This window comes from Microbacterium sp. NPDC057659 (assembly GCF_042799915.1).
GTDB lineage: Bacteria > Actinomycetota > Actinomycetes > Actinomycetales > Microbacteriaceae > Microbacterium.
Genome location: NZ_JBHVHU010000001.1, coordinates 87,920 through 100,134, shown reverse-complemented (window position 1 = coordinate 100,134; position 12,215 = coordinate 87,920). Strand labels below are relative to the sequence as shown.

General features: G+C 68.7%; 12 protein-coding genes. 1 reads left to right on the top strand and 11 read right to left on the bottom strand.

Translation table 11 applies throughout. The annotated features are described in order from the left end of the window. Window positions 1–8 precede the first annotated feature (8 nt). The 8 genes from ACFVAE_RS00510 to ACFVAE_RS00475 form a co-directional block, all read right to left on the bottom strand. A complete protein-coding gene (locus ACFVAE_RS00510; protein WP_378886966.1) occupies window positions 9–1,037 on the bottom strand; it encodes a quinone-dependent dihydroorotate dehydrogenase in 1,029 nt (342 codons plus the stop codon). 10 nt (window positions 1,038–1,047) lie between these two features. After that, complete coding sequence (gene nrdR / locus ACFVAE_RS00505) at window positions 1,048–1,518, bottom strand: transcriptional regulator NrdR (RefSeq protein ID WP_378886965.1); 471 nt, start codon at window positions 1,516–1,518, stop codon at window positions 1,048–1,050. A 22-nt stretch (window positions 1,519–1,540) separates the two neighbouring features. Beyond that, window positions 1,541–2,851: a histidinol dehydrogenase gene (hisD, locus tag ACFVAE_RS00500; RefSeq protein WP_378886964.1), complete on the bottom strand. Its 1,311-nt coding sequence runs from the start codon at window positions 2,849–2,851 to the stop codon at window positions 1,541–1,543. A 6-nt stretch (window positions 2,852–2,857) separates the two neighbouring features. Further along, complete coding sequence (locus ACFVAE_RS00495) at window positions 2,858–3,841, bottom strand: hypothetical protein (RefSeq protein WP_378886963.1); 984 nt, start codon at window positions 3,839–3,841, stop codon at window positions 2,858–2,860. A 114-nt stretch (window positions 3,842–3,955) separates the two neighbouring features. After that, window positions 3,956–7,471 carry a DNA polymerase III subunit alpha gene (dnaE, locus tag ACFVAE_RS00490; RefSeq protein WP_378886962.1) on the bottom strand — a complete coding sequence of 1,172 codons (3,516 nt, stop codon included), beginning with the start codon at window positions 7,469–7,471 and terminating at the stop codon, window positions 3,956–3,958. 54 nt (window positions 7,472–7,525) lie between these two features. Next, complete coding sequence (locus ACFVAE_RS00485) at window positions 7,526–8,230, bottom strand: hypothetical protein (RefSeq protein WP_378886961.1); 705 nt, start codon at window positions 8,228–8,230, stop codon at window positions 7,526–7,528. Window positions 8,231–8,241: 11 nt separating this feature from the next. Beyond that, window positions 8,242–8,772 (bottom strand): DUF6114 domain-containing protein, encoded by a 531-nt coding sequence (locus tag ACFVAE_RS00480; protein WP_378886960.1) that lies wholly within the window; start codon window positions 8,770–8,772, stop codon window positions 8,242–8,244. Between the two features lie 14 nt (window positions 8,773–8,786). Beyond that, a complete protein-coding gene (locus ACFVAE_RS00475; RefSeq protein ID WP_378890420.1) occupies window positions 8,787–9,383 on the bottom strand; it encodes a DUF6230 family protein in 597 nt (198 codons plus the stop codon). A 108-nt stretch (window positions 9,384–9,491) separates the two neighbouring features. Between ACFVAE_RS00475 and ACFVAE_RS00470 the strand changes: the two genes are divergently transcribed. Then, window positions 9,492–10,091, top strand: a complete 600-nt coding sequence (locus ACFVAE_RS00470) for a TetR/AcrR family transcriptional regulator (protein WP_378886959.1) — start codon at window positions 9,492–9,494, stop codon at window positions 10,089–10,091. 3 nt (window positions 10,092–10,094) lie between these two features. Here the strand turns inward: ACFVAE_RS00470 and ACFVAE_RS00465 are convergent, their stop codons facing one another. From ACFVAE_RS00465 to lspA, 3 genes are read right to left on the bottom strand one after another with little or no spacing between them, the layout of a single operon-like run. After that, a complete protein-coding gene (locus tag ACFVAE_RS00465; protein WP_378886958.1) occupies window positions 10,095–10,667 on the bottom strand; it encodes a GNAT family N-acetyltransferase in 573 nt (190 codons plus the stop codon). A 28-nt stretch (window positions 10,668–10,695) separates the two neighbouring features. Beyond that, window positions 10,696–11,616 (bottom strand): RluA family pseudouridine synthase, encoded by a 921-nt coding sequence (locus ACFVAE_RS00460; RefSeq protein ID WP_378886957.1) that lies wholly within the window; start codon window positions 11,614–11,616, stop codon window positions 10,696–10,698. Between the two features lie 2 nt (window positions 11,617–11,618). Next, window positions 11,619–12,212, bottom strand: a complete 594-nt coding sequence (lspA, locus tag ACFVAE_RS00455; protein ID WP_378886956.1) for a signal peptidase II — start codon at window positions 12,210–12,212, stop codon at window positions 11,619–11,621. Window positions 12,213–12,215 lie beyond the last annotated feature (3 nt).

The following is a 12,215-nucleotide window of genomic DNA, read 5'->3' as shown; positions in this document are numbered from 1 at the left end:
AGCGTCGCTCAGCGAGCGGCGCTGCGCAGGCCGCGGTTGATCTGCCGCGCCCAGAACGGCCCACGGTAGAGGAACGCCGTGTAGCCCTGCACCAGCGTGGCTCCGGCATCCAGCCGCTTCTGCACGTCCTCCGCGGTCTCGACTCCGCCGACCGCGATCACGCAGAAGTCGGCCGGGACCGCGGCACGCACGACGGCGAGTACCTCGAGCGAGCGCTGCTTCAGCGGTGCACCGGACAGTCCGCCCGCTCCCGCCGCCTCGACGACCGACGGATCGGTGACCAGGCCCTCGCGGCCGATCGTCGTGTTGTGCGCGATGATGCCCGCGAGTCCCTCTGACACGGCCATCGTCGCGATCGCGGCGATCTCCTCGTCGGGCAGATCAGGCGCGATCTTCACCAGCAGCGGGGTCTCCCCCGCGGCATCCTTCACCGCGCGCAGCAGGGGCGCCAGCGTCTCGACGGCCTGCAGACCGCGCAGGCCGGGAGTGTTCGGCGACGAGACGTTCACGGCAAGGTAGTCGGCGAGCGGCGCGAGCCGCGTCGCGGATGTCACATAGTCGGCGGTCGCGTTCTCGACGTCGACCACCCGGCTCTTGCCGATGTTCACGCCGATGACGGTGTTCGGCCGGCGGCGTCGCAGCTTCGTGAGGCGCTTCGCCGCAGCATCCGCGCCCTCGTTGTTGAAACCCATGCGGTTGATGACCGCGCGATCGGCGACGAGCCGGAACAGCCGGGGCTTGGGATTTCCATCCTGCGGGATCGCGGTGACGGTGCCGATCTCGACGTGTCCGAAGCCGAGCGCGGCGAGGCCGCGCACACCCACGGCGTTCTTGTCGAAACCTGCGGCGACGCCGAAAGGCGAGGGGAAGGACAGACCGAGCGCCTGCACTCGCTGCTCCGCATGCGGCTTGGTCAGCGCGCGAGCCGTCCAGGAGAACGGCGGCACACCGGCCACCCGGATCACGGCCATGCCGGCGTGGTGCGCGAACTCCGGGTCGAAGCGCGACAGGACGAGGCGGAAGAGCAGCGGATACATCCCTGCCAGATTACCGGTCTTCTGCGGTGGCTTTCTCGCGGTCTGCGCGCAGCTCGCCGATCGCGGACTCGAAGTCCTCGAGCGAGTCGAACGCCTGGTAGACGCTGGCGAAGCGCAGGAAGGCGACTTCGTCGAGTTCGCGGAGCGGCCCGAGGATGGCAAGACCGATCTCGTTCGTGTCCAGCTGCGAGACGCCGGTCTGCCGGACCGCCTCCTCCACCCGCTGCGCGAGGACGGCGAGGTCGGCCTCGGTCACCGGGCGGCCCTGGCACGCCTTGCGCACACCGGTGATGACCTTGTCACGGCTGAACGGCTCGCTCACTCCCGACCTCTTGATCACCGCGAGGCTCGCCGTCTCGGTGGTCGTGAACCGGCCGCCGCACTCGGGACACTGCCGTCTGCGACGGATCGACAGACCGTCGTCGCTGGTGCGTGAATCGATCACGCGGGAGTCCGGATGCCGGCAGAAGGGGCAGTGCATGATGCTCCAGGATACTCGCCGGTCAGTCCCGGGCGGCGAATCGCGCCTCGACGGCCTCGCCGTGTGCGGGCAGGCCCTCGACGTCCGCCAGCGCGACGACGCCCTCCCTGGCCTGTGCGAGCGCAGTGCGGTCGTAGGAGATCACCTGCTGCGGACGGAGGAAGGTGTAGGCGCCGAGGCCCGGCGCGTAGCGCGCCTGACCTCCGGTCGGGAGCACATGGTTGCTGCCTGCCATGTAGTCGCCGAGGCTCACCGGCGTCTGATCGCCGACGAACACGGCACCGGCGCTGGTGAAGGCGTCTGCGGCGGTCTCGGCGTCGGCCAGGTGCAGCTCCAGGTGCTCCGGCGCATAGGCGTTGCTGAACGCGACCGCCATCGCGCGGTCGTCGACGAGCACGATGGCGGACTGCGGCCCGCCGAGGGATACGGCCACACGCTCGCTGTGCCGCGTGCGGGCGGCGAGCGTGCCGACCTCCTCGGCCACGCGCTCGGCGAGCTCGGACGAGTCCGTGACCAGCACCGCCGAAGCCTGCTCGTCGTGCTCGGCCTGGCTGATCAGGTCCGCCGCCACGAGCAGCGGGTCTGCCCCGGCATCCGCGACGATGAGGATCTCGGTCGCACCGGCCTCGGAATCGGTGCCGACGATGCCCGCGACGGCGCGCTTGGCCGACGCGACGTAGTTGTTTCCCGGACCGGCGACGACGTCGACGGGGTCGAGACCGAGGCTCTCCACGCCCCAGGCGAGCGCGCCGATCGCGCCGGCGCCGCCCATCGCGTACACCTCGTCGACACCGAGCAGCGCCGCGGCCGCGAGGATGGTCGGATCGATCCGTCCGCCGTGCGCACTCTGCGCCGGCGACGCGAGCGCGATGCGCGCGACACCAGCGACCTGAGCGGGGACGACATTCATCACGACGCTGGATGCCAGTGCCGCCTTGCCGCCGGGGATGTACACGCCGACGCGGTCGACCGGCTGCCAGCGCTGCACGATCCGCGCGCCGGGCCCGATCTCGGTGGTCCGGGAGCCCGGGACCTGTGCAGCGGAACCTCGGCGCACGCGGCCGATGGCAGCCTCGAGAGCCGCGCGGACGCGAGGATCGATGGAGGCGAGCGCCTGTGCCAGATGCTCGGCGGGGACCCGGATGTCGTGGCCCGTCACCCCGTCGAAGCGCTCGGCCTGCTCGCGCAGCGACTCCTCACCGCGGCGGTGCACATCGTCCACGATGCGCGCGGCGGTGTCGAGCGCCTCGGCGCGTGCCTGCACGGCACGGGGAACGGCGGCGAGCATGGCCGCGGCGGAGAGTTCCTGTCCGCGGAGATCGATGGTGCGCAACCCGGTTCAGCCCTTCGTGATGTTCGTGATGTCGTGCAGGAAGCCGATACGGCCGTCGTCATGGCGGATGACGTACGCGCCTCCCCGGTCCTCGATGACGAGCGCCCACGCATGAGGTCCGATGGTGAACAGCTCCCGCCCGTGCTCGTCGAGCACCTCGCGGGCATCGGGGGTCAGGATCCAGAACGGCTGCGCGGCATCCGCGGTCTTGGCCGTGGACACGGGACGGGTCGTGTCGTCGGGCACGTCGTACTCTGCGGCGTCCTCGGTCGGCCCGGCCTCGTCGTCAGCGGCATCCTCGGCATCATCGTCGTCGAGGGGCGAGAGGATCTCCGTCACGGCGTCGGTGTCGGACGCGAACAGGAACTCCGCCTCCGCGTCCGCCGCCTGCGCCGACTCGTCGTCGTGCGCAGCGGCCTCGATCGCGAGGAGCTCCGGCGCAGCGCTCGGCCGGGCGATGACCGGCCTGACCGGGTTCGCGTTACGGTGCGCGAGCGTCTCGAGCCGGCCATGGAAGTCCTCACGCATACCCGGGATGAGCGGTGCGAGCACGGTCAGCACGACGAGCGCGAGCGCGACGACGGTCTCCACGATCGTCGCCCATGCGACCTGGAAGCCGCCGCCGGCGGTCGACGCGGCAGCGAGGTCCCACAGCAGCTGCACCCAGAGCACCGCCGCCACCGAGAATGCGACCGATGCGAACTGGTCGACCCCGAGCGAGCCGACCCTGCGGATGCCCTCCGGCGAGAACCGGCGCAGCACGATGAGGAACACCGCCACGGTGGGCACCGCGACCGGCAGGAGCCAATGCACCCCGCTCTGCCAGAGCGTCGAGGAGCCCTGCCCGCCGACTGGGAAGAACGACACGATGAAACCGATCAGCCACAGGGCCACGATCAGCAGTTCACGCAGCGTCATCCCGAGGATGCCGTGCTCCGGCTCGACCTGCTCCTCATACAGCACGCCGTCGTCCTGGGCCGCAGTGCTCATCGGTACATCCTTTCGTCGCGGCGCACGGATGGGGAGGTCGCGACGCCGGGTACGGCATCCGATCCTACCGGCGAAGGTCGAGCAGCCGCCGCGCGTGTCGGCGCGCTACACGTTTCAGCCCAGGCAGGACGGGCCCAGCAGGGACTTCAGGTCGCCGAACAGATCGGCCGAGACCGACACCGGCATCGGCACCTCGAACACCTTCGCCGTCCCGCCGCGGTGCACACGGAGCACGACCTCGGTCTCGCCTGAGTGCCGCCGGAGCACCTCGGCGAGGTCGGTCATCACCCGCTCGGTGGCGCGCTGCTCAGCCACCACGAGTGACAGCGGACCGGCGGCGTCGAACGCCCCGATGTCGGGCGCGAACGCCGACTGAGCATGCAGGTTCAGTCCGTCGTCACGACGGGACACCCTGCCGCGCACCGCGAGGATCGCATCCTGCTGCAGCACGTGCTGGAACTCGGTGTACGTCTTGCCCATGAACATGACGGTCACCTCGCCGTTGAAGTCCTCGACGGTGATCATGCCGTACGGGTTTCCGCTGGCCTTCGCCACGCGGTGCTGCACGCTGGTGACCAGGCCCGCGACGGTGACCTGGTCTCCGTCCTGCAGGTCCTCGGATGCGAGCAGGTCGTGGATCGAGATCGAGGCGTGCTTGGCGAGCGGCACCTCGAGCCCGGCGAGCGGGTGATCCGAGACGTACAGACCGAGCATCTCCCGCTCGAAGGCGAGCTTGTCCTTCTTGGTCCACTCCGGGCGCTCCGGAACCTGCGGCGGCTGCACCTCGTCGGCCTCGTACAGGCTGTCGAAGTCGAAGCCGATCGCGCCGGTCGCCTCGTTGCGCTTGATGCCCACGGCCGCCTCGACCGCGTCCTCGTGGATCTCCAGCAGGCCCCGGCGGGTGTTCCCCATGGTGTCGAACGCACCCGCCTTGATCAGCGACTCCACCGTGCGCTTGTTGGCCACGTGCAGCGGCACCTTGCTGAGGAAGTCGTGGAACGAGGTGAACGGCTCCTTCTGCCGCGCCTCGACGATGCCCTCCACGACGTTGCTGCCGACGTTGCGCACGGCGCCCAGACCGAAGCGGATGTCGTCGCCGACTGCCGCGAAGAAGTTGATGGACGCGCCGACGTCGGGCGGCAGCACCTTGATGCCCATGCGCCGGCACTCGTTCAGGTACAGGGCCATCTTGTCCTTGGAGTCGCCGACGCTGGTCAGCAGCGCGGCCATGTACTCGGCCGGGTAGTGCGCCTTCAGGTACGCGGTCCAGTACGAGATCACTCCATAGGCGGCGGAGTGGGCTTTGTTGAAGGCGTAGTCCGAGAACGGCAGCAGGATCTCCCAGAGCGCCTGCACCGCGGCATCCGTGTAGCCGTTTGAATGCATGCCGGCCTGGAAGCCCTCGAACTGCTTGTCCAGCTCGGACTTCTTCTTCTTTCCCATCGCGCGGCGCAGGATGTCTGCCTGGCCGAGCGAGAACCCGGCCACCCGCTGCGCGATCGCCATCACCTGCTCCTGGTAGATGATGAGTCCGTAGGACTCCTCCAGGATGTCGGCGAGCGACTCGGTGAACTCGGGATGGATCGGCGTGATCTCCTGCAGCCCGTTCTTGCGCAGCGCGTAGTTGGTGTGCGAGTTGGCGCCCATCGGACCCGGTCGGTACAGCGCGATGAGGGCCGAGATGTCACCGAAGTTGTCGGGCTTCATCAGGCGCATCAGCGAGCGCATCGGCCCGCCGTCGAGCTGGAACACGCCCAGCGAGTCGCCGCGCGCGAGCAGATCGTAGGACGGCCGGTCGTCGAGCGCGAGATCCTCGAGCACGAGCTCCTCGCCACGGTTCATCCGGATGTTCGCGAGAGCGTCCGAGATGATCGTCAGGTTGCGCAGCCCGAGGAAGTCCATCTTGATCAGGCCGAGCGACTCGCAGGACGGGTAGTCGAACTGCGTGACGATCTGGCCGTCCTGCTCGCGCTTCATGATCGGGATGATGTCGATCAGCGGGTGCGACGACATGATCACACCCGCGGCGTGCACGCCCCACTGGCGCTTCAGGTTCTCGATGCCGACGGCGGTGTCGAAGACCGTCTTCGCCTCGGGGTCGGTCTCGATGACCGTGCGGAACTCACTGGCCTCTTTGAAACGCGGGTGGTCCTTGTCGAACATGCCCGTCAGCGGCATGTCCTTGCCCATCACGGGCGGCGGCATCGCCTTGGTGAGGCGCTCGCCCATGCTGAACGGGAAACCGAGCACCCGGCCGGCATCCTTCAGCGCCTGCTTGGCCTTGATCGTGCCGTAGGTGACGATCTGCGCCACGCGCTCGTCACCGTACTTCTCCGTGACGTACTGGATGACCTCGCCGCGGCGACGGTCGTCGAAGTCGACGTCGAAGTCGGGCATCGAGACGCGATCGGGGTTGAGGAAGCGCTCGAAGATCAGACCGTGCTCGATCGGGTCGAGATCGGTGATCTTCATCGCGTAGGCGGCCATCGAACCGGCACCGGAGCCTCGACCAGGGCCGACGCGCACGCCGTTGTTCTTGGCCCAGTTGATGAAGTCGGCGACCACCAGGAAGTAGCCGGGGAAGCCCATCTGCGTGATGACGTCGGTCTCGTAGGCGGCGCGCTTGCGCACGTCGTCCGGGATGCCGCCGGGGTAGCGCGCGTGCAGGCCGGTCTCGACCTCCTTGATGAACCAGCTCTCCTCGGTCTCGCCCTGCGGCACGGGGAAGCGCGGCATGTAGTTCGCGCTGGTGTTGAACGACACGTCGCAGCGCTCGGCGATCAGCAGCGTGTTGTCGCAGGCCTCGGGGTGGTCGCGGAACAGCTGCCGCATCTCGGCGGCGGACTTGACGTAGTACCCGTCGCCGTCGAACTTGAACCGGTTCGGGTCGTCCATCGTCGAGCCGGACTGCACGCACAGCAGCGCCTCGTGGCTCTTCGCGTCGTGCTGGTGCGTGTAGTGAAGGTCGTTGGTGCCGACCAGCGGGATGCCGAGGTCCTTGGCGATCTTGAGGAGATCCTCCATGATCCGGCGCTCGATCGAGAGGCCGTGATCCATGATCTCGGCGAAGTAGTTCTCCTTGCCGAACAGATCCTGGAACTCGGCGGCCGCGGCGCGCGCCGCGTCGTACTGGCCCAGGCGCAGCCTGGTCTGGATCTCACCGGAGGGGCATCCGGTCGTCGCGATCAGGCCTTTCGAGTACTTCTGCAGCAGCTCCCGGTCCATGCGCGGCTTGAAGTAGTAGCCCTCGATACTCGCCAGCGAGGACAGCCGGAACAGGTTGTGCATGCCCTCGGTGGTCTCCGAGAGCAGGGTCATGTGGGTGTACGCACCCGAGCCCGATACGTCGTCGCTGCGCTGCTCGGGCGAGCCCCACTGCACCCGGGTGCGGTCTCCGCGGTGCGTGCCCGGCGTGACGTAGGCCTCGATGCCGATGATCGGCTTGATGCCGGCGGCCTGCGCCGTGCGGTAGAACTCGAACGCCGCGAAGGTGTTGCCGTGGTCCGTCACGGCGACCGCGGGCATGCCCTGCTTCACCGCCTCCTGAACGAGCGGACCGACGCGCGCGGCGCCGTCCAGCATCGAGTACTCGCTGTGCACATGGAGGTGGACGAAGGAGTCGGATGCCATGCTTCGAGTCTACGAGGCGGCCCCGACACCGGACGCCGGTGTCGGGGTCGATCCTCACTCCACGATGTACTGGTCGGTGTTCGTGTACGAGATCGAGTCGGCGAGCGTGCCGACCAGGCCCATCGTCACGCGCAGCAGGCCCGGCCTGATGTCATCGAGTGCGGGCGGCGTGTCCAGCCCGAGCGTGAGCGTCTTGCCATCATGGCCCTCGGCGGTGATCGAACCGATGTAGACGGTCACGTTCCCTCGGAGGGACATCGTGTCTGCCTTGGTCACGAGGCCGGGCCCGTCCGGCGGGCGCACGGTCAGTGAGAAGCCGGTGATGGTGATGGCGTCCGCGCTGATCTTCAGCACGCGCACGTCCTTGCCGCTCTTCGTCGGCACGGTGACGATGCCGATCGACTTCAGGCCGCTGAACGACAGCCCCTTGGAGCCCATCTGCGCCGGAGTGTCCGTGAACACCGGGGCCCCGGCGTCGGGCTCGGCGACGACGGGCGTCGGCGACGGCGTGGGAGCCGGAGCCGCTCCCTTCGTCCCGGGGATCACCGGCTTCCCCGGTGCGGGCGTCGCAGCACCCGGCTCGCTCGGCGCCGGTGTGGGACTCGCCGTCGGCTCGGGGTCGGCCGGCTTCGGGCACAGCCAGGGGAACACGTCGCAGAACCCGGCGTGCCGGACCGCCGCGGCGGGAGCCGCCGCAGCACCGACGGTGAGCGGCATGACCAGTGCACCGACCGCCAGCACAGCGGCGGCGAGTCTCATGCGGCGAGCCGTCACGAGGCGACCTCTTCGTCGGCCTCCGCCGCGTGCTTCCGTGGCATCCAGGCGACGACCAGCACGCCGCCGACCGAAGCCAGGATCATGCCGATGAGGAAGCCGCCGAGGTTCACGCCGATCAGCGAATACAGCGCGACGGCGAGTGCCAGCACGCCGTAGAACACGTGGTGCACAGGCATGAATATCGCGAGGATCCCGAGCAGCACCAGCGCGATCGGGATGATGGTCGCCTGCAGCCCCTCGATGCCGAGCTGCACATGCAGGTGGCCGATGTCGAGCTGACCGGAGAAGAACATCTCGAAGCCCGCGATCACGACGAGCAGCCCGCCGATGAACGGCCGGCGCTTCGCCCAGCCGCGGAAGCGCTGCCACCCGTTGGGCTGTGCGCCGGCATCCGGCTGGGCCACTTCCACCTCTGCATCCGCGAGCAGCGAATCGAGCTCCGCAGCATCCTCTTCGGCGCGCGCGGACGCGCGGCGCTCGCGCCGCGACGACATCGTGCCGTCCAAGTCCTCGCTGTCGGTCATCGGGTGGGCTCCGCTCAGAAGCATCCCTTTGATCCGTCCGTCAGCTCCAGGCTCATTCCGGTCAGTGTGAACACCGAGGCCTGCGTGCTCCATGCCGTCTGCTGAAGACCCTTGATCGAGACGGTGTCGGCGTCCTGGGCGAAGTCGCCCGCAGTGCCCTTCTCCTTCGTGCTGACGGTCGAGGCGTCCACGCCGATGCGGATGTTGCCGAACGACGCGTCGCCCTTCAGGCCCGTCATGCCGATCTGCAGGTCCGAGGCGGATGCCGGGGTGTCGCCGCCACCGGCCTTGATCAGCACGCCGACCTTGCCCATCGGCGTTTCGGTGACGACGGCCTGGCAGAGGTTCGCCAGGGTAGCGCTCTTGATGTTCGCGATGGCGACGGTGTGCTTGCCGCCCTCCGAGTCGGTCGCGACTCCGGCGTACTGCGAGAATCCGGTGCCCTCCAGCTGGCTCGCGCTGATCTGGAACTGACTGCCGGACACGGCGAACGAGACCGGGACCTGTCCCTGTGCCACTCCTCCCATCAGGACCGCGGCGGCGATCCCGACCGGGACGGCGGCCAGCGCGATGCGCCCGCCGTGCGTGGTGGTCAGCTTCGAGAACTTCATGGTGGGCTTCTTCATCGATCCTCCTGGGGTGAGCATCCTCGTTGACGCGACTACGAGCATAACCCCCATTGACTCATAGTCAATAACATCCGCCGATAGGATTTCGACATGCCCGTCGAGCGTCGTGTCCGCCTCACACCGGATGAGCGCCGCGCCCAGCTCGTCGCCACCGGCGTGAACTTCCTCAGCGACCATCCGCTGGACGAGCTGACGATCGACGAGCTCGCCGAACGCGCCGGAGTCTCCCGCGCGCTGATCTTCCACTACTTCGAGACGCGACAGGGCATGCACCGGGCGGTCGTCACGACCGCGCGGGATGCGCTGCTGACCGCCACCGAACCGCGGCCGGAACTGCCGCCGCGCGAGCGCGTCCGCGACACACTGGAGCGCATCGCGATGTTCGTGCGCGAGCATCGCGGCACGTTCTTCTCGCTGGTGCGCGGCGTCGCCAGTGGCGATCCGGCCGTGCGCGCGGTCGTCGACCAATCGCGTGAGCGGAACGCTGCACACCTGCTCGAGGCTCTCGTCGAGGCCGGCGAGCCGGACTCCCGTGCACTGCGGATCACGCTTCGGGCCTGGGTGTCGTTCGCCGAGGAGATCTTCGTCACCCTGGCGGTCGACGAGGACGCCGACCGCGATGCCGTGGTCGCCTTCCTGGAGCGTTCCCTCGAGGCGGCGGTCGCCGCAGCCCGGGGAGCGGAGTTCTGAGGCTCAGCTGAGGTCGAGCCGCATCAGCACCCGGGGAAAGCCGTCGAGCACCGATCCGGTGTCCGCGGCCTTGGTGAAGCCCGCGGACTCGAACAGCGACCGCGTGCCGACGTAGGCCATGGTGAGATTCACCCTGTCTCCGCCGTTGTCGACCGGGTATCCCTCGATCGCCGGTGCACCGCGCTCCCGCGCATATGCGACCGCGCCGTCGATCAGCGCGTGCGTGACGCCCTGTCTGCGGTGTCCGGGCCGCACCCGGAAGCACCACAGCGACCACACGTCGAGGTCGTCGATGTGCGGGATGAGACGATTGCGCGCGAAGCTTGTGTCTCGGCGCGGATGCAGCGCCGCCCAGCCCACCGGCTCTCCGTCACCGTAGGCGATCACACCGGGCGGCGGGTCCTGATGGCACAGCTCACGCACGCGCTCGGCGCGCTCGGCGCCGCGCAGCGAGACGTTCTCCTTGTTGCCGATGCGATAGCTCAGGCAGAAGCAGACGTTCGACGTCGGGTTCTTCGGCCCGACCAGCAGGGCGACGTCGTCGAACTCGGTGGCAGGGCGAACATCGATGCGCATGCCGACATCTTGCCAGCGGCATCCGACATCACTCGCCGCGGAGGATGTCCAGTGCGTGCTGGAAGTCGGCCGGGTACGCCGACTCGAACTCGACCCACTCCCCCGTCGTCGGGTGGGTGAACGCGAGCCGGTGCGCATGCAGCCACTGCCGGGTCAGGCCGAGACGCTCCGCCATCTTCGGATCGGCACCGTAGAGCGGATCGCCGACGCATGGATGCCGGTGCGCGGCCATGTGGACGCGGATCTGGTGCGTGCGACCGGTCTCGAGGTGGATCTCGAGCAGCGAGGCACCGGGGAACGCCTCCAGCGTCTCGTAATGCGTCACGGAGGGCTTGCCGTCGGGAACCACGGCGAACTTCCACTGGTGGTGCGGATGCCGTCCGATCGGCGCGTCGATCGTGCCCACCAGCGGGTCGGGATGCCCCTGCACGACGGCGTGGTAGATCTTCTCGACCGTGCGTTCCTTGAAGGCGCGCTTCAGGGCCGTGTAGGCGGTCTCGGTCTTCGCGACGACCATCAGCCCGCTGGTGCCCACGTCGAGGCGGTGCACGACGCCCTGCCGCTCGGCGGCGCCGGTCGTGGCGATGCGGAACCCTGCGGCGGCGAGGGCCCCGACCACGGTCGGGCCCTCCCAGCCCAGCGAAGGGTGCGCGGCGACGCCTGTGGGCTTGTCCACCACGACGATGTCATCGTCGTCGTACACGATGCCCAGCTCGGGTACCGCGATCGGCACGATGCGCGGCTCCTCCTTCGGCTGCCAGCTGATCTCGAGCCATCCCCCGCCGCGCAGACGGTCGGATTTGCCGAGTGTCACGCCGTCGAGGGCGACACCGCCGGCCTCGGCGACTTCGGCCGCGAAGGTCCGGGAGAAGCCCAGCATCTTGGCCAGCGCCGCATCGACCCTGGCGCCGTCCAGCCCGTCCGGAACGGGCAGCGTGCGCGATTCCACGCTCAGCCCTCCGATGAGGCCGGCGCGTCTGTGGCGGCACCGTCAGCCGCCGCCTGCTCGGCCTCGGCCTTCTCGGCGGCCTCGTGGTCGCGCTCGCGGGTTCCGTCGAACCGCAGTCCGAGGAGCACCAGCAGAGCGACCGAGATCATGCCGGTCACGATGAAGATGTCGGCGACGTTGAAGATCGCGGGCATCATCCACGGCATCGAGATCATGTCGACGACGTGCCCCACAGGGAATCCAGGGTCGCGGAACACCCGGTCGGTCAGATTTCCGAGGACACCGCCCAGCAGGCATCCGAGAACCACGGCCCAGAGCCGCGAACGCAGGCCGAAGGCCTTCCAGACGATCACCACGGCCACGATCGCCAGAGCGATCGTGAAGATCCAGGTGGCGCCCTTGCCGATCGAGAACGCCGCCCCGGGGTTGCGCACGTAGATCAGCTGCAGGAACTCGCCCAGCACGGGCACCGGCTCACCGTACGGCAGGTACGTGATGGTCAGGTACTTCACAAACTGATCGGCGGCCAGCACCACCGCCGCGAGAATCGCGACGATCGCACCAGCCGCCGACCGACGAAGGGGACGACGTGCCAACGA